Annotated in this window: 18 protein-coding genes, 1 pseudogene and 2 riboswitches; of the genes and pseudogenes, 4 read left to right on the top strand and 15 right to left on the bottom strand. The window is 36.1% G+C overall.

Annotated elements, in window-relative coordinates; genetic code table 11:
* Positions 1-50 precede the first annotated feature (50 nt).
* Both MKX39_RS06460 and MKX39_RS06455 read left to right on the top strand, forming a co-directional pair.
* On the top strand, positions 51-353 hold the full coding sequence (locus MKX39_RS06460) for a glycosyltransferase (protein ID WP_340768803.1): 303 nt from the start codon (positions 51-53) through the stop codon (positions 351-353).
* Positions 354-356: 3 nt separating this feature from the next.
* Positions 357-1,259: a glycosyltransferase gene (locus tag MKX39_RS06455; RefSeq protein ID WP_340771356.1), complete on the top strand. Its 903-nt coding sequence runs from the start codon at positions 357-359 to the stop codon at positions 1,257-1,259.
* A 59-nt stretch (positions 1,260-1,318) separates the two neighbouring features.
* On the opposite strand, the gene MKX39_RS06450 is transcribed toward MKX39_RS06455, so the two are convergent.
* Positions 1,319-2,104, bottom strand: a complete 786-nt coding sequence (locus tag MKX39_RS06450; RefSeq protein WP_340768801.1) for an SDR family NAD(P)-dependent oxidoreductase — start codon at positions 2,102-2,104, stop codon at positions 1,319-1,321.
* Between the two features lie 156 nt (positions 2,105-2,260).
* Between MKX39_RS06450 and MKX39_RS06445 the strand changes: the two genes are divergently transcribed.
* Positions 2,261-2,590, top strand: coding sequence for a DUF3889 domain-containing protein (locus tag MKX39_RS06445; RefSeq protein ID WP_340761977.1), 330 nt, complete (start codon positions 2,261-2,263; stop codon positions 2,588-2,590).
* 59 nt (positions 2,591-2,649) lie between these two features.
* On the opposite strand, the gene ribH is transcribed toward MKX39_RS06445, so the two are convergent.
* The 5 genes and pseudogenes from ribH to MKX39_RS06420 form a co-directional block, all read right to left on the bottom strand.
* On the bottom strand, positions 2,650-3,117 hold the full coding sequence (gene ribH / locus MKX39_RS06440) for a 6,7-dimethyl-8-ribityllumazine synthase (protein ID WP_340768800.1): 468 nt from the start codon (positions 3,115-3,117) through the stop codon (positions 2,650-2,652).
* Between the two features lie 36 nt (positions 3,118-3,153).
* Positions 3,154-3,741, bottom strand: a pseudogene (ribB, locus tag MKX39_RS06435) (3,4-dihydroxy-2-butanone-4-phosphate synthase); the annotation flags it as partial.
* Between the two features lie 12 nt (positions 3,742-3,753).
* Complete coding sequence (ribE, locus tag MKX39_RS06430) at positions 3,754-4,392, bottom strand: riboflavin synthase (RefSeq protein WP_340768799.1); 639 nt, start codon at positions 4,390-4,392, stop codon at positions 3,754-3,756.
* 140 nt (positions 4,393-4,532) lie between these two features.
* Positions 4,533-4,664, bottom strand: a riboswitch (FMN riboswitch).
* Positions 4,665-4,866: 202 nt separating this feature from the next.
* Positions 4,867-4,998, bottom strand: a riboswitch (FMN riboswitch).
* 151 nt (positions 4,999-5,149) lie between these two features.
* Complete coding sequence (locus MKX39_RS06425) at positions 5,150-5,593, bottom strand: MarR family winged helix-turn-helix transcriptional regulator (protein ID WP_340768798.1); 444 nt, start codon at positions 5,591-5,593, stop codon at positions 5,150-5,152.
* Between the two features lie 14 nt (positions 5,594-5,607).
* Positions 5,608-6,363, bottom strand: a complete 756-nt coding sequence (locus tag MKX39_RS06420; protein ID WP_340768797.1) for an SDR family NAD(P)-dependent oxidoreductase — start codon at positions 6,361-6,363, stop codon at positions 5,608-5,610.
* A gap of 155 nt (positions 6,364-6,518) precedes the next feature.
* Here MKX39_RS06420 and MKX39_RS06415 point away from each other — a divergent pair, with 155 nt between their 5' ends.
* Entirely contained in the window at positions 6,519-6,743 is a 225-nt protein-coding gene (locus tag MKX39_RS06415) for a hypothetical protein (protein ID WP_340768796.1), read from the top strand.
* A gap of 60 nt (positions 6,744-6,803) precedes the next feature.
* Here MKX39_RS06415 and MKX39_RS06410 read toward each other — a convergent pair whose 3' ends face one another.
* The 9 genes from MKX39_RS06410 to MKX39_RS06370 all read right to left on the bottom strand — a co-directional run bounded on the left by MKX39_RS06410 (position 6,804) and on the right by MKX39_RS06370 (position 18,213).
* Positions 6,804-7,688 (bottom strand): YitT family protein, encoded by an 885-nt coding sequence (locus MKX39_RS06410; protein ID WP_407691697.1) that lies wholly within the window; start codon positions 7,686-7,688, stop codon positions 6,804-6,806.
* A 168-nt stretch (positions 7,689-7,856) separates the two neighbouring features.
* Positions 7,857-9,326 carry a protein adenylyltransferase SelO gene (locus MKX39_RS06405; protein ID WP_340768795.1) on the bottom strand — a complete coding sequence of 490 codons (1,470 nt, stop codon included), beginning with the start codon at positions 9,324-9,326 and terminating at the stop codon, positions 7,857-7,859.
* Between the two features lie 211 nt (positions 9,327-9,537).
* Positions 9,538-11,550 carry a TRAP transporter permease gene (locus MKX39_RS06400; protein ID WP_340768794.1) on the bottom strand — a complete coding sequence of 671 codons (2,013 nt, stop codon included), beginning with the start codon at positions 11,548-11,550 and terminating at the stop codon, positions 9,538-9,540.
* Complete coding sequence (locus tag MKX39_RS06395; RefSeq protein WP_340768792.1) at positions 11,540-12,052, bottom strand: DUF1850 domain-containing protein; 513 nt, start codon at positions 12,050-12,052, stop codon at positions 11,540-11,542. Before MKX39_RS06395 ends, MKX39_RS06400 begins: the two co-directional genes overlap by 11 nt.
* Positions 12,053-12,129: 77 nt before the next feature.
* The gene (locus MKX39_RS06390; RefSeq protein WP_093535015.1) at positions 12,130-13,116 is read right to left on the bottom strand and encodes a TAXI family TRAP transporter solute-binding subunit; all 987 of its coding nucleotides are present in this window, start codon (positions 13,114-13,116) and stop codon (positions 12,130-12,132) included.
* A 165-nt stretch (positions 13,117-13,281) separates the two neighbouring features.
* Positions 13,282-13,719, bottom strand: a complete 438-nt coding sequence (locus MKX39_RS06385) for a RicAFT regulatory complex protein RicA family protein (protein WP_093535017.1) — start codon at positions 13,717-13,719, stop codon at positions 13,282-13,284.
* Positions 13,719-15,266, bottom strand: coding sequence for a tRNA (N6-isopentenyl adenosine(37)-C2)-methylthiotransferase MiaB (miaB, locus tag MKX39_RS06380; protein WP_340768789.1), 1,548 nt, complete (start codon positions 15,264-15,266; stop codon positions 13,719-13,721). Before miaB ends, MKX39_RS06385 begins: the two co-directional genes overlap by 1 nt.
* A gap of 339 nt (positions 15,267-15,605) precedes the next feature.
* A complete protein-coding gene (locus tag MKX39_RS06375; RefSeq protein WP_340768787.1) occupies positions 15,606-16,472 on the bottom strand; it encodes a 2-oxoacid:ferredoxin oxidoreductase subunit beta in 867 nt (288 codons plus the stop codon).
* Positions 16,459-18,213, bottom strand: a complete 1,755-nt coding sequence (locus tag MKX39_RS06370) for a 2-oxoacid:acceptor oxidoreductase subunit alpha (RefSeq protein ID WP_340768786.1) — start codon at positions 18,211-18,213, stop codon at positions 16,459-16,461. The genes MKX39_RS06375 and MKX39_RS06370 overlap by 14 nt, the downstream gene beginning before the upstream one ends.
* Between the last annotated feature and the right edge of the window lie 101 nt (positions 18,214-18,314).

The raw sequence follows: 18,314 nt of genomic DNA, 5'->3' as shown, positions 1-18,314 counted from the left end.
TAAAAGTTAAAAAAGCACCCTACATTTCAAATAAGGAGAAAAAAATTACTGTGTTAATCCCTGCATTTAATGAAGGGCTCGTTCTCTTACAATGTCTAGAAAGTTGGCAAAGGTTAAACTACGATAACAAAGAAGCTATATTTATAAATGATGGGTCAACCGATAATACGATGAATGTTTTACATGAGCTACTTGATCTATTAAAAGTAGAAAAAGAAATAACCTTAGATAATTCATCCATAAATTTTTCTAGACTCTTTCAAAGTAAAAATTTTCCACAAATTTACGTAATCGATCAACTAAACGGTGGTAAGTCCGCTGCCCTTAATGCCGGTATCTCCATTGCAACTTGAGAAATTGTAATTACCCTTGATGCCGACTCCATATTAGAAAGTGATAGTCTTACTAGAATTAATGAATCATTCTCTGATCCAAAAGTGATTGCTGCTGGTGGTATGGTACAAGTGGGACAAGTAATAAATAGAAGAGGTAATAATTTTTACGGGAAAAATTGGATTATCAAGTATCAATTATCTGGTTATTTATCTTCTTTTTATGTACGGAAAGTAACACAAGCAAAGTTAAATGTATTAGGAGTGGTATCTGGGGCATTCGGAGCTTTTCGTCTATCTATCCTACAACAAATTGGTGGTTTTAAAGATACGCTAGGAGAGGATATGGAAATTACTTTTAGACTTCATAAATTTATTCATGAGCGGAAACTCGGTGAAAAGATGATATTTGTTCCTGAGGCAGTTTGCTATACAGAAGTACCTGAAGATTTCAAATCTCTATTACATCAGCGAGTTCGTTGGCAAAAAGGTTTTCTAGATTGTATTAATCTATATAAAAAAGATTTTTTTACCAAACTAAGTAAAAGGTTCTCCTTTTTTTTATTATTCGAATCCATTGTACTTAGCATTTTAGGGGTAATCACAATTTTTATATTACCAATTACCTTATATTTAGGGAACATATCTCCATTTACCATTGTATTGCTTATTACTGCATGGTCTAGTGAATTCATTTTAAGATTAGTAGCGGTTCAACGCGCTGGACATTTTGGTTATACCTTTTCTTCTAAGCAGTGGTTAAAAATTGTATTATTTACTATTTGGGAATCTGTAACATATCGCATGCTGGATACCTTTTTCTTCTTCTATGGATCCATCCTTTATATTTTCGGTAATCGCCATAATTGGCACAAACTCCAAAGAAACGGATCTGTTATCTACTCCGAATTAGAACCTGTAAGATGACCTATCATCTTTAAACCCGAATGGCCCTAAAGGGGTTTCCATTCGGGTTCTTTTTTTATTTAAAGCGTCCCACCAGATCCACCATCAATATTAACAGATGTTCCCGTTACGTAAGACGCGGCATCTGACACTAAAAAAGTAATGACATTTGCTGCTTCTACTGTTTCACCAATTCGCTGAAGTGGAATCGTTGGACCAACAACATTTTTAGAATATTCTTCCCAAGTAAGTTCTGGAGCGTCTTTTTTCCACTTCAATTCGATTTGGTTGCTTCTAATAAGGCCAATACATACTGTATTAACTCGGATATTATCTTTTCCCAAATCTTTGCTCATCGCTTTAGTCAATGCCATTCCAGCTGCTCGACTAACAGTTGTTGGCAGCGAACTAGCAGGAGGTGTTTTTCCTAATACTGCTGTTACGTTTACAATTGCTCCTCCGCCCACTTTTCTCATATAGGGTATTACAGCTTTTGACGTATGTATAGCTCCAAATAATTTTAAATCTAAATCTGTTTGCCACAAATCTGTTTCTACTGATTCAAAAGGGTTTGCAGAAGAAGTACCAGCATTATTAACTAAAATATCAATACGTCCATAATGATCTACTGTTTTTTGAATAATTTCTTTGCATGCTTCTTCTTTGGTAATATCCGCAGGAACAATAAGTACTTGTGCCCCTGTTTCACTTTTAATAAATGCCGCAGCCTCTTTTAATTGTTCTTCTCCTCGAGCACAAAGAGTTACCTTAGCTCCTTCTTGCACTAATTGTAAAGCTGTTTGTAAACCTATCCCTTTACTTGAGCCCGTAACGATTGCTACTTTTCCAGCTAATCCTAATTCCATTATGTTGCCCCCTCTAATTCAAATCATGTTCTTCTTTCATTATATTACAATTTTATATTTTGTCAGAATTATTGCTCTCCTCATTAAGAATCAAAATAACGATAGAATGATTTCTTTTGAATGACACATTCTAAAGGAAAGGAGAAGTGATGAATTATGCAAAAACTAGTTATCGAACTTACCATTATAGCTTCTATGCAGACATTAACAACATATATACCTACAACCGCTCCTACTCATCAGGAAACCCCTGCCTATGCTAAATGGGGACAAGTTGCTGTAAAAGAAACTCAATCCAAATTTCCCCATGCAAGTATAATTGACTATCTTTATGAAGGAAGTGAACCGAAAGGAAATTCTACCATTGAAAAGTTCAGTCTAAGGTTAAAAGAGAGTGACAAAGAATTTGGAGTCTCTGTTAAAATTGAATATATTACTGATACTAATGAATTGATCCATGTTCAAATCCATGAAGTTTCGGATTAATTATTTATACTTTTTCTATTGTTTCTAAGTCATTTCTAAATTTAAGTGAACCAATTTTATCACGACATGACCTTTAACAGATTTGCCATCTCAATTGCAGAGACGGCTGCATCGTATCCTTTGTTTCCAACCTTTGTACCTGCCCGTTCAATAGCTTGTTCTATAGATTCTGTAGTGACGATACCAAAAATAACTGGTACTCCAGTTTGTAAACCTACTTGTGCAATTCCTTTTGCTGCTTCGTTGCAAACATAATCATAGTGTGTCGTTGAACCTCTGATTACTGTACCAAGACCAATGATTGCATCGTATTTTTGGGAATCCGCCATTTTTTTTGCAATAAATGGTACTTCAAATACACCAGGAACCCAAGCAACTTCAATACTTTCTTCAGCGACACCATGACGTTTTAACCCATCTATTGCACCGTCAACTAGTTTTGCATTGATGAAATCATTAAAACGTCCGACAACAATACCTACTTTCAAATCTGTTCCGATTAAATTTGCTTCGATTGTTTTTACCATCTTATTCTCTCCTTAGCTAGCTTTAATATTTATTAAATACCTTGATAGTTCTTCGATTGTGACAATCTTTAATTGATATTGTTTGGCAAGTTCCAGTAAATCTGGTAAGCGTGCCATTGAACCATCATCGTTCATTATTTCGCAAATTACACCTGATTTAGCTGAGGCACAAAGCATGGCAAGGTCAACTGCAGCTTCCGTATGACCTCGTCTTTCCAGTACACCACCTGGCTTTGCGATTAGCGGAAAGACATGTCCTGGTCGTTTAAACTGTTGTGCCTTTGCTTGTGGTTTAATGACTTGTAACATCGTCTCTGATCGATCAAACGCACTTATGCCCGTTGAAGTGTTTTCATGATCAATCGACACAGTAAATGCAGTTTGATGAGAATCTGTATTATTAGAAACCATCGGATGTAATTGCAATACCTCTGCGATTTCTTCATGGATAGGCATACAAATCAATCCTCGACCATACTTAGCCATGAAATTGATGTTTTCTGGTGTTGCAAATTCTGCTAAGCAAAGGAAATCGCCTTCATTTTCGCGGTTTTCATCATCTACTAAAATAATAAGCTTTCCTTGTGTTAAATCTGTAATTGCTTCTTCTATCGTATTTAGCATGCTAATTTCTCCTTAAAAACCGTTCTGCTGTAAAAAGTCCTGGGTGATGATAGTCGATTCACTTTTCTTTGTACTAAATTGATGCACGTACTTCCCTAGCATATCACCTTCGATATTAACGAGTTCACCCGCTTTTTTCACACCTAGAACTGTTTCCTTATTTGTGTGGGGAATTAATGAAACTGTTACTGTCGACTTATTTATAGCAAAAATAGTTAAACTTGTTCCATCAATCGTTATAGATCCCTTTGGAATACAAAAGTGACTTGCCTCTTCTGGTACAATAATATCGATATACACTGCATTTGCTGCATGGCGCTTTTTCAATATGGTACCCACACCATCCACATGTCCTGTAACGAAATGTCCACCGAATCGACCGTTTGCCGCTAATGCTCTTTCTAAATTGACAACTGAACTGCTATTTAATAATTTTGTTGTAGTTGCATAAAACGTCTCTGGCATAACGTCCACTGTAAATTCAAATCTTGAAAATGCGATTACTGTTAAACAGACACCATTCACTGCAATACTATCACCTAATTTGATGTCCTCTAAAATTCGTTTTGCTCGGATAATAAGTTGCATACTGCTAGCAGATGTTTGTACGTTCTTAATGGTGCCAAGCTCTTCAACAATTCCTGTAAACATCGTATCCTCCTTATTAGTAAGTACTTTTAGATGGAATCTAAAGCCTACTTCAAACAAAAACCTCCGTACACATAAGTGTCGGAGGGAAATTAGGTAGATTCAAATAAGCCTTTTGTGTTTTTCTCTCAAAAAGCATTGAACTACTCCTTCTCCCATCCAGACTATAACTGTCGGCTTTGGATTTCCACCAAATCATGCGTTTTACGGCTCACAGGCTTTGAGGTTGCTCTCTTACTGTCGATTGGGAATTTCACCCGACCCCGAAGGATAGTTATTCAATTTTAAAAAATAGAAGCGCCTATGCCCGCGGGATCATGTCCCAACAAACTGACTTGCCCAAATTTGTTGGCACTGACAAGCGCTATAGCTAGACATTAAAAAACGCACCCAAATTTATGGATGCGAGAGAAGTCATACTTTAATAAGCCTGTTGTTCCTTTTTTAGCATAACTAAAAAACCTCCAAATAGGCGACTTTCTCCTTCTCCCATCCAGACTTTAACTGTCGGCTTTGGATTCTCACCAAATCATGCGTTTTACGGCTCACAGGCTTTGAGATTGCTCTCTTACTGTCGATTGGGAATTTCACCCGACCCCGAAGGAATGTTATAAAATTGTTATTAGCATAACAATTTCATATCTTAATTGCAAGGAGTTAAGTACTTTTACATTATACAAAAGGATTTTGAAAAACATAAAAAGCTAAGAACCTCTTATGTTGAGGGTCTTAGCTAACTTTTCTCTAAAAAATAATTAGATCATGATGATGACAATCTTTTATTTTTCATACTGTTTAATATTTTTTGCTGTATATATAAATACTGATCTAATTCTTCCACAGTCAACTCTTCAAATAACTCCACAAATATTTCTTCGCCAATCTTTTGTGCTTCCATTAAAGCAGATCGCCCTTTTTCTGTAATCTGAAGATGGATCGTCCGGCGATCTTCTTCACTATACAGTCGTTCCGCTAATTCGAACTTCACGAGCTTGCTAGAAATATTTGTAATTGCTCCTTTTGTATACCCTAAGGTATCTGCTAAATCACTTTGCATTACCGGACCATTTGTACGTAATTGAGCTAGTACCAAAATTGCAGATATTCCCACTGGAAATTCAAATTTAGAAGAGAATTTAACTATATTTTCGTTTGAGATTATTTCAGTTGCATGAATCAATTTAAATAAATTTGTTTTCTCCATACTACATCCTTCTATTAACGCAGCATGATGGATCCACCATCAACCATCATCGTTTGACCTGTAATATATCTTGAATCCTCACTAGCTAAAAATACTGCTACACGACCAATATCCTCTTCTACTTCACCGAAACGACCCATCGGTATTTTACTTAGTACTGCTTCATAATATTCAGGTTGAGCTTTTGCCCATGCTTGTACTCCCTCTGAGTTAGCAACCGGACTGATAATATTCACATTAATACCAAAACGACCCCATTCGTTTGCAGCTACACGTGATATCCCACGAATTGCCTCTTTAGCAGCAGCATATGCTCCTTGAGTTTCATGACCAGCCAATCCTGCCCCTGAAGCAAAGTTAATAATATTTCCTTTTGTTTCTTTTAAGTAAGGCAGTGCAGCCTGCATTAAATAGAATGTTGGATAGAATCCAGTCCCAAATGATAGATCAAGATCCGCTTGTGTAATATTCTCAATCGTTAATTGTTTTGATGCATGTGCATTATTTACAAGTACATCCAACTTACCATAGTTATCAACTATTGTTTTAATGATGTTTGGTAAGTTTTCGCGATCCATAAGATCTGCTTTTAAAAACATTGATCTTGGGGAAATTTCTTGTAATAATTTCTCACTTGCTTTACCTGTCTCCTCATTCACATCTACAATTGCAACGATTGCGCCTTCTTTAGCCATTGCTTTTGCCATCCCAAATCCAATTCCACCAGCACCACCAGTAATGATTACAACTTTATCTTGAAGTTTACTCATCTTTAACACTCCTTTTTCTCTAATGATTTCCAATTTAGTTTAACACTAAACAATTTAACGATAAACTAATATGATTTATCCATTTAAAAGTTCTATAACTTTTAAATAATCATAAAATACATAGATTCTAAATTATAAAGTAAGGGGAAATGGAAATGTTTGCAGTTCATTTTATGGAGAAAAATATGGTTATTTTAACTCAAGTATTAAGAGATATCCCTTTCATCGATGATGATCTTAAAATCAAAGGTAGAAAAGGTAAAGTAATTAATGTACTGGAAACAGAAGAAAATGGTATTCAGGTTCAAGTAGAATTTGAAAAAGTGGTAGATAAAAACAAAACTTCTGTAAAAGATCTCGGGAAGAAGAAACGAAAATAACTTTAAAACAATAATACCCGTTAAATGAGCATATATACTCATTTAACGGGTATTTATATTTTAGTGAATATCTCGTTTTTTGAACGTACCGCCTCTTACTTCTGCCACATCTGTGATCACAATAAAAGCACCAGGATCCAATTCTTTAATAATTGTTATTAACTTGTTTTCTTCCATGCGAGTGATTACACATGTGACAATATCCATAGTTTCATTGGAGAAACCTCCGCGACCACTGGAGTACGTTACACCACGACCTAAACGATCCTGTATGGCAGACCCAATTTCCTCGGATTCTTTACTAACTATTCGAACTGATTTGGAACTTTCAAGTCCAACTTGAATAACATCAATAACTATTTTAGCTATGTAATAAGTAGTAGCTGAATAGAGTGCTCCTTCTAAACCATATATAAAACCAGCACCTAGAAAAATAAACGCATTAATAAATAAGATTATATCTCCTACTGAAAATGGTACTTTTCGAGATACTAGAACCGCTAAAACTTCTGCACCATCAAGTGCACCACCGTTACGTAATACCACACCAATACCAATACCTAGCATTACCCCTCCAGATATTACTACTAATAGTGGATCTTTTGCACTTAGAATCGGCTCAATTTGATGCATTAAAACTGTTGAAATAGATAGGGATGCTATACCAATAATACTCATTATTGCAAAGGTTTTCCCCACTTGTTTATAACCAATATATACAAACGGTATATTTAATATAAAGAGTAAAAGTCCAAGTGGTATATTAAACAAATATGTTCCCATGATACTAACACCTGTTACGCCGCCGTCAATAACTGAGTTTGGTATTAAAACTGCTTCCAGTGCATAACCAGCTATAGCTGCTCCTATTACGATTAAAATTATTCTACGGACTTTATCCGCTACTTTATTTTTCTGCATAATTTCTAAAACTCCCTTATTCATAAAAAGATTAAACAAATATGATTACTATTAATTTTAAAGAAAAAAAGACTGAGTTACAAGATTAAATCTGCATAACGTAATACTTTTCAGTTTTTGATATTTATCCTCTCCTGTAAGCGAGAAAAGCCCGTAAACTTTTAAGGTTCACAGACTTTTCTTTCCTTTGGATTAAGTACCGCAAAACGTTTTGTACGGTCCTGAAGTATCAGGAGGAAGAGTTGTATAATCCATATAGTCTGCCTTGTAATCATAAGGATGTGAAATTACACTTAGCAAATTGTTTAATACACTATAGTCCTCATTATTCACTGCTGCATCAAGCGCTTCTTCTACTCGATGATTTCTCGGAATAACTACTGGATTACTTTTCTGCATTAGTTGCTTTATAAATTCTTCTGACACCTGTTGATTTTCAAGTCTAGTTTTCCATTTTTCATACCATTGTTCAAATCCATTTTTACCGAATAATTCAGTTTCTTCCACTTTATCAAGAGTCAATAATCGGAATGTATTTGTATAATCTACTTCGTATTTCTCCATAAGTTCAAGAAGGTTTTCGATTAGGGAAATATCCTCTTTTTCTATATTAAAAATCCCTAGCTTATTCCCCATTCCTGTTAACCAATAATTTTCATAAGTTACAGGGTAGGCCGCCATCGCTTCTTGCGCTTGCTGCACAGCTTCATCCGGATCTTCGTGAATAAGAGGCAATAAACTTTCTGCCAATCTCGCTAAGTTCCATGCGGCTATATTTGGCTGATTTTCATAAGCATAACGACCTTGTCTATCAATGGAACTAAATACTGTTTTCGGATTATATATATCCATAAAAGCACAAGGTCCATAATCGATTGTCTCTCCGCTTATCGTCATATTATCTGTGTTCATCACTCCATGTATAAAACCGACAATTTGCCATTTTGCTATCAATGCCGCTTGGCGTTCAATCACTTCTTTAAGGAATGCAAGATAGCGATTCTCATTAGCCAATAAAATTGGGTAATGTCTTTCTATTGCATAATCCGCTAAAGCTTTAAGATCTTCGAATGTGCCCCATTTTGCAGCGAATTGAAAAGTACCTACACGTAAATGACTTGCAGCAATACGTGTCATCACTGCACCCGGTTGAACAGTTTCTCGCATAATACTCTCTCCGGTTGTAACTACTGATAAGCTTCTGGTTGTTGGAATTCCTAGAGCATGCATCGATTCACTAATAATATATTCACGTAACATCGGCCCGAGGCCCGCTCGTCCGTCTCCCCCACGAGAATATGGTGTTCTACCAGAGCCTTTTAATTGTACGTCTACTAGCTCCCCCGACGGAGTTATTTGTTCACCAAGCAACAGTGCTCTTCCATCACCTAACATGGTAAAATTTCCAAATTGATGACCAGCATAAGCCTGAGCTAAAGGTATACCGCCCTCAATCACCTTATTACCAGCAAGTACCTCAACACCATGAGTACTTTCTAGCTCTTTCGAATTTAGCCCAAGAGATGTTGCCACCGCATCGTTTAATATAACCAGTTTAGGATTACTAACAGGATTTACATTTATAGCTGTATACAGTAATTCTGGAAGTTCGGTATACGTATTTTCCAAGTTCCATCCTACATTTAAATTCTCTTCCTTCATCGAATCTTCCTTTCTTGAGTTGAAAAAGCAATACTAGTTACTTATTATTCATTATTATACCCTTACATGCTACATATACGCTTCCCTCGCCTCTCTTTTGCCTATTAAAAGAGAATGCCCTATAATAGGCATTCCCTAATATTTAAACAAGTATCTCTCGATTTTAAGAAAACATAAAAATACGAACCATTATGGTTCGTATTTTTTATGTTTATACTGCTATAATTTTCGTGTCTTCCTTTTCCCGAGTATATAATTGAATTACAAATAGTACCCCAAATAATACAAGCCCTATTATATCCGACATACTCTCTGGGTATATCAATAGTAATCCTGCTCCTACTGCCAAAATTCTTTCCAACCAATTAACCTTTCTATACCAATACCCTATCATTCCAGCGCCAATAGAAATCATCCCTATTATTGCAGTAAATGTGACCCAGATAATTTCCCACAAAGTCGTATCAATCATTAACAATGTTGGAGAAAAGACCACCATGTATGGAATTATAAAGGCTGCAATTGCTAATTTCGAAGCCTCTAAACCGGTCTTTATAGGATCTCCACCAGATATCCCTGAAGCGGCAAAGGCGGCGAGTGCAACAGGAGGTGTAATATCTGCTATTATTCCAAAATAGAAAACAAAGAAATGTGCAGATAATAGAACAACAATAGGAACTGCACTTTGTGCAACATCAGGCGCTAACAAAGTAATAATCGCTGGTGCTGCAATTGTAGATGTAATTACATAGTTTGCTGTAGTTGGTGCACCCATCCCTAAAATTAGAGAAGCTATCATAACAAAGAATAATGTTAATAAGATACTTCCTCCAGCTAATTTAACCAAACTTGTAGCTAGACTTAAGCCTAATCCAGTTTTTACTACTACTCCGACGATAATTCCTGCACACGCAGTAGCTGCAACAACCGCTAAAGCTGTTCTTGCCCCATCCACTAAAGCATCTAAAATTTCCTTGATACCAAGTTTCGTATCTTTGTTGATAAACCCTACTGCAATACAAGCTAAAATCCCATATAACGCTGAATGAATAACAGGAACGCCTACCATCATTAAAATAATGATTAGGAAAATAGGTAAAATTAAATAAATCTTTTTAAAGATTTCCTTCCGATCTGGCATTTGATCATCTGTTAATCCTTTTAAACCTAAACGCTTCGCTTCAAAATGGGTCATAATCCATATTCCAGTAAAATATAATAGAGCTGGAATTGCCGCTGCTTTTGCAATATCCCAGTACGTTACTCCACGTCCGATAAATTCAACCATTAAGAATGCGGCTGCACCCATAATTGGTGGCATCAACTGTCCACCAGTAGAAGACGATGCTTCAACTGCACCAGCAAACTCCTTCTTATACCCAAGCGATTTCATCATTGGAATTGTATAGGCACCAGAAGTAACAACATTTGCTACCGAACTTCCCGAAATAGTACCCTGTAAAGCAGATGAAAAAATAGCAACCTTTGCAGGACCTCCAACTAACTTTCCAGCCACTGCAACAGACAAATCATTAAAATATTGTCCTACTCCAGTTTTCACTAAAAATGCTCCGAAAAGCAAAAAGGCAAAAATATAAGTAGATGAAACAGCAAGAGGTGTTCCTAAAATACCATCAGTTGTGTAGAACATTAAATTCACAATATTATCGACACTTTGACCCCTATGAGCCATAAATGCTGGGAAATAAGGTCCTAGGTATGCGTACACTAAAAAGATTGCAGCGATTATAGTAATAGGCAAACCAACCGCTCTTCTAGAAGCCTCTAATACAAGCAATACTGCTAGTAATCCAACAATGAAGTCCATACTCTCCAATGAACCTAAACTTTGTACTAAACGAGTATAATTTATCGTCCAATAAGTTCCGATTAACAAAGCACCAGCTGTTAGTATGAAATCATACCATGGTATTTTTGTCTTCGAAAATTTTCTACGTGCTGGAAAAAGTAAAAAGATAAAAACTAGACCGAAACCTAAATGGACTGTTCGTTGTATTTGAGCGGGAAATTGACCATATATGGCTGTATAAAGTTGAAATAAAGAGAATGCCATTAATCCAAAATAGATAATATATTTTAGCACTCCACCTAATGTCCGAGTGTTCGACTCTAGATCGTACTTTTCTAATATTTCTTGCTGTTCTTCCAAAGATAGCTCTTCAAACTGATCGTCTTGTAATGGTTGTTGGTTCTTATCTTTCATTTAATTCGACTCCTTTCACTTTTTCAAAGAGTGATATTTTTTTAACTTTAAATTCATAAGACTTGCCTCGATCTAACTCTTCTTTTAAATCGAAACTTTTCTCGTTGTAATGAAAATCTAATTTATTGTCCACATCTCCAATATGTAAAATAAAATCCTTTAATACCGCTTTATCGTATTTAAGCGTGTAAAGACCATTTTCATAACTCAATGTCTGGCCTTCCTCTGCATAACCAGGCATGCCAATCGCCACATCACTATATTGCATAGAAGCCAATTTAATTTCATTTGATTCTAATACTCTATAATTCTCTATCACATCAGTCAGGTGAATAGTATGTGTAAAAATAATTTGAAAGTGATCCTTTTTTTCTAATGGGATAAAATGAATACTTGGGTGCTCGGTCCTAGTTTCTGTAAAAGTAAAAGCTGAGAAAATAGGGATAAAACAAAATAAAGTTAAAAAGAAAATAATCAAAAATGGCCAAATTTTTTTTTTCATAAAGTGATTAATCCTCACTTTTTTTAACAAAAAGGGACTCGAAGCAATTCGCAACAGAGCCCCTTCTTACTTTATAATTATTTATTGACTTCATCGAAGTATTTTTTTGCTCCGGGATGAACTTCAATTCCTATACCATCTAGAGCTGTTTCAGCTTTGATGAATTCACCTTTTGCATGACTAATTTTATCTGTATTTCCATATATCGCTTTTGTTATTTTATATACTAAGTCTTCAGAAAGATCTTTGTTTACTGCTAGCATTGCAAGTACTGAAACTGTAGGTGTTTCTCCCTTAATACCATAAGTACCAGCTGGGATTGTATCCTTCGCATAATATGGATATTTCTCGATTAATGCATCTGCTTTTTCATCGCTCACTGAAATAATCGAAACTTTGTTTGTAGCATTTAGAGCTTCTACAGCACCAGTTGGATAACCAGCCGTAATAAATGCAGCATCAATTTGTCCAGACTGAATACCATCTGTTGACTCCCCGAAATCTAAACTTTGTGCTTCAATATCCTCCATTGACAAACCATGGATCTCAAGCAATTGCTCTGCATTTGCATAAGTACCTGATCCTGGAGCTCCAACAGAAACCTTTTTCCCCTTAAGATCTTCAAAAGAAGTAATTCCAGAATCCGCTAATGTTACTAATTGAACTGTTTCAGGATATAACGCACCTAATGCAGAAACAGCATCTGTTTTCTTACCTTCAAACATCATTATTCCTTCAGTACCATAGTAAGCAATATCCGTTTGAACGAAAGCGATATTTCCTTCACCTTCTTGTAATGCTGTCATATTAGCTGCTGATGCTTGAGATACCTCCGCAGTAGTTTTAACACCTGTTTCCGTAGTGATTAGATCCGCAAAAGTTCCACCTAACGGATAGTAGGTTCCTTGCGTTCCACCAGTTAGCATACTTAAAAATTTAATATCCTCTTTAGTTTTACCTGAATCACTATCAGAAGAATCCTCATCTGTAGAACCACAGGCTGCAAGTATCATTAAAACTAAAATACTTAGTATGCTCAACAACTTTAATTGCCTTCTTTTCATTCCATTTCCTCCCTTTTTATATAAAATCCCCTTGCACTTATTAATATTAACATATAAGTTTATTTAATTGTCAACCTATTTAGTATTTTCAGGTTTTAGAAGCATTGAAAAAAGCATGCATATAATCGTGTAAGGATTACATGCATGCTCTATTTTAAGCTCTACTTATGAGCAACCATCATATGTTGTGTTTTTTACTTTTGAACCAGTTTCGCCTCTAAGTAAATCACCTTCAGTTGCTTCAATAATTTGATTGGTTACATTGTTAGAAATGGAATTAGCTACTAATTGTAGAAGGCTATTTACATCACCTTGGGATTGTTTAAATTCTTGTACAATTGGTAGTCCATCGATTTCTTCTTCGATAGCAGCAATTTTTCCTTCTATTAGGCTAAGTGCTTTTTCTTTCCCTAAATGTTGAAAGTTAACTGCTTGTTTTTGTAAGCTTTTTAGACTTGCTATTTTTTCACGTACCTTAGTATTCTCATTAATTTGTTCTTCTGCACGTTTGAAGAATTCAACTTCCTCCGTATTTGCAATCATTGTTGCTATTTCTTTTGCTTTTTCAATAATATCTTCTCTTGTATATTTAGTTGTAGACATTATACTCCCACCTTTTGCTCGATTATTTCATTTACTAGTTCCCCAGTAAGTGACCATGTTTTTGCTTCTACTATTTTAACCTTAACTAATGTCCCAATGATATCTTTTGGTCCTACAAAATTTACTAGTTTACTTTTGCTCGTATAACCTGCAAGTACGTCAGGATTATTCTTACTTTCACCTTCGACTAAAACTTCCACAATTTGTCCATCATGCTTTTTCATAGCCTCCGCAGACATATCATTCACCAGCTTATTTAATCGCTGCAGTCGTTGTTTTTTCACTTCCATCGGTACGTTATCTACCATTTTTGCAGCTGGTGTACCTTCTCGAGGAGAGTAAATGTACGTGTATGCTATTTCAAATCCTACTTCTTTATACAAAGACATTGTTTCTTCAAATTGTTCCTCTGTTTCATTTGGAAAGCCAACAATTATATCCGTTGTCAATGAGACGTTCGGTATAGCTGCTTTTATCTTTCTAACTAGCTCTAAGTAGTGCTCTCTTGTGTACTTACGAGCCATTATTTTAAGAATATCCGAAGACCCAGATTGAACAGGTAAATGAATGTGGTCGACTAAATTTCCACCCTTGGCAAGCACTTCGATCAAATGATCATCGAAGTCTCTAGGATGACTAGTCATGAAACGAATACGTGCTACGTCAATTTTCCGAAGATCATCCATTAAATCACCAAATCGATAATTCAAATCTTCAAAGTCTTTTCCGTAAGCATTAACATTTTGACCAAGCAATGTTACTTCTTTGTATCCTTGCGCAGCAAGATGTCTAATTTCTTGAATAATATCTTCCGGACGACGACTACGCTCTTTTCCACGTGTATATGGAACGATACAATATGTACAGAATTTATCGCAGCCGTACATAATGTTGACCCAGGCTTTAATAGAACCTTTACGTACTCGCGGCAGATTTTCTATAACGTCTCCTTCTTTAGACCAAACCTCTACAACCATTTCTTTTGAAAGGTATGCTTCGTTCAATATTTCAGGAAGACGGTGAATATTATGTGTTCCAAAAATCATATCTACTTGATTGTAAGTTTTTAATATTTTTTTTACAACTGATTCTTCTTGGGACATACATCCGCATACACCAATTAGGACATCAGGATTTTTTTGTTTTAAATGCTTAAAGTGACCAAGCTCACCAAATACTTTATTTTCAGCATTTTCACGAATTGCACAAGTATTAAGTAAAACCACATTGGCATCATCTACAGTATCCGTAGGTTCATAACCTAGTTGCATGAAAATACCTGCCATTACTTCTGTATCATGTTCATTCATTTGACAACCGTATGTGCGTATATAAAATTTTCTGTTTTGACCCATATCTTTAAATTGTTCTGCAATAGCAAAGTCGTTATGGTACTCTATTTCTTCTTTGCCACGTTTTTTCGCATCTTTTAATGATGGTGGAGTATAGACTGCTTGAAAATATTTACTATAATCCTTATCGGATTTTTTATCCAAAGAGCTAGCTTCCTTCACTTGAGTACTTTGTAAACGTGATTCCTCGTTCATAAGAACTCTCCTTTCCTTCATTCGTGAAAAGTACGAATATCCCTACTATTATACTGAATAGTTATGTATTGCCACAAGGCTTTCAGCTTAAAATTGCCTAATTAGACAAATTAAGTGCATATACTTAGTATATCGGGATTAGTTGGGAGAGGTTATGGGCTATATCTTCATGCTAGAGGGCTATATGAGAATATTTATGGGCTATACTCTATCATTTATGGACTTGCTTAGTATTTATGGGCTATATTGGCTTGTTATTGGCCATAATCCATTTTTAATGGGCTTTCGTTCGCAGAAAAAAAGCTCATGAACTTTTGACATTCATGAGCCCTTAAACCATTACATAAAGTCTTGAATTAAAGCATTGAATTCCTGTTCACTCATCTTCAAATTTTGATCGACAAGTGGTGTTGGCGCATACCCAGGAACTTGTTCTTGGTATGATGGTGCATTTTCGTCTTGATATATGATACCTGTTACAAGACCTTTTGTTTCCATTACTACTTTCATAGCTTCATCTCTGTTTGTAGAATCATATCCTTCTACAGCAGAAAGCTTAGTTAAATGCTCTTTAAACCAGTCATACGTATTTACTTTATTGTATGTTACACATGGGCTAAATACATTTATAAACGAGAAGCCTTTGTGATTAATGCCCGCCTCAATAATAGCAGTTAGCTCTTTAATATCAGAAGAAAATCCTTGCGCTACAAATGTTGCTCCGGATGTAAGAGCTAGTTCTAATGGCTGCACGGATGGTTCAATTGCTCCACCAGGTGTTGACTTCGTTTTAAAGCCCTCTGCTGAACGTGGAGACGTTTGCCCTTTTGTTAATCCGTAGATTTGGTTATCCATAACAACATAAGTTATATCTACATTACGACGTATCGAGTGAATGGTATGACCCATACCTATTGCAAAGCCATCTCCATCACCACCAGAAGCGATAACGTGTAAATCTTTGTTTGCCATTTTTAGGCCTTGAGCTATTGGTAGTGCACGCCCATGAATGCCATGAAAACCGTATGAGTGAATATATCCAGAAATACGTCCAGAACAACCGATACCAGAAATTACAGCTAAATCATGTGGTTGAATGCCAACATTTGCAGCAGCACGTTGAATCGCTGCCTGCACTGAGAAGTCACCACACCCTGGACACCAGTTAGGTTTTACGTTATTACGAAAATCTTTAAATGTTACCATCTGTTAGCAACTCCTTTACTTGTTTTGCAAGCTGTAATGGTAAAAATGGTGTGCCATCATATTTTGTGACACTCACCAATTTATCATGACCACCGACATTCATTTTGATGATATTTGCTAATTGTCCAGTTGCATTGTTTTCCACTACTACCACTTTTTTTGCTTTCGCAACTAGTGATTGCATTTCCGCCACTGGGAATGGGTGGATTAAGCGAATATGCGCATGATTTACTTTAACATCACTTTCAATAAGTGTTTGTTGTAATTCTTCCAACACACCTCTAGTAGAGTTGAAACCAACAAATAGTATATCAGCCTCTTCATATGGTGCGTTTACATATACAGGCTCTTTGAAGTTAATATGATTAAGCTTTCCTAAACGTTTGTCCATTTGAGCCTTACGATTTGTAGCTGCCTCCGATGGTTTACCTGTTTCATCATGCTCTACACCAGTTACATGATGAATCGCATGCTGTGTGCCTGGTAAGACACGTGGTGATACCCCATCTTCAGTCAGTTCATAGCGTTTGAAGTACGATTTATCTTCCGTTACCGGTATTTCTTCATTCTCCACTAATTTTCCACGACGAATTTCAACCTTCGAATAATCAAATGGCTCCACTGTTTGTTTACCAAGTGATAGTTGTAAATCAGATAAGATTATTACGGGAAGTTGCAATTCTTCTGCAATATTGAATGCTTGAATAGTATCGTAGAAAGCTTCTTCTCCAGTACTTGGTGCAATAACCACTTTTGGAATTTCGCCATGAGTTCCATAAATCATTTGCATTAAGTCGGATTGTTCCTGTTTAGTTGGTAAACCTGTTGAAGGTCCACCACGCTGTGTATCCACGATTACAAGTGGTTGTTCAGTCATACCAGAAAGTCCGATTGCTTCCATCATGAGCGACAGTCCTGGACCCGCTGATGCAGTAAATGCACGAACACCTCCATAGTTTGAACCAATCGCCATTGTAGCGGCAGCAATTTCATCTTCTGTTTGAATAACTGCACCACCAAAGAGTGGTAGTTTTTTAATCATATATTCCATAATTTCTGAGGCAGGTGTGATTGGATATGCTGCCATAAAACGAACACCTGCAGCTAATGCCCCAAATGCAATTGCATCGTTTCCAATCATGAACATACGGTGTTTTCCATCCGCAGGAGCAATCTCCCATTCTCCTAGACGATCTCCGAGCTGCTCCGCCATTGTATCAAAACCTTGTTGAATAGCTTGCATGTTTTTTTCTACTACTTCTTGTCCTTTTTTACCGAAGATTTCATCTACCACACCTTGGAATACTGCTTTGTCTAAGTTAAGTAATGCTGCACTGGCGCCAATTGCTACCATATTTTTCATAAGAGATGTCCCAAGTTCTGCAGCTATCTCTGTGAAAGGGACGATATACATTGGGGCCTTACAATCTTCAGGTGCCACTGGTGAGAATTTTGCATCTGCTAAAACAATGCTTTTTTCCGTTAACTCTTTGTAATTTACATCAATTGTTTCTTGATCAAATGCTACTAAAATATCTAAATCATCTGGTATTGTACGAACTTGTGTTGGGCGTACACAGATTTTATTGTTTGTATGGCCACCTTTAATACGTGAAGAGAAATGACGGTATCCGTATAGATAGTATCCAAGGCGATTCATCGCCATTGAGAATATTTCTCCTGTACTCTCAATTCCCTCTCCTTGCTGCCCTCCTACTTTCCAAGAAAGCTGTTGCAACATATAAACATCTCCTTACTATTCGATTAAATACTAATTTCCTTCATAAGTTTATCATGAAGTTTAAGTTATCACTATGTATTCTCTATATTTTTATAGAAATT

Origin of the sequence: Psychrobacillus sp. FSL K6-1464 (assembly GCF_038003145.1) — a bacterium.
In the GTDB taxonomy this organism is placed as follows: domain Bacteria; phylum Bacillota; class Bacilli; order Bacillales_A; family Planococcaceae; genus Psychrobacillus; species Psychrobacillus psychrotolerans.
Note: the sequence above shows the minus strand (reverse complement) of the source record. Positions and strands in the feature narration are given on the sequence as shown.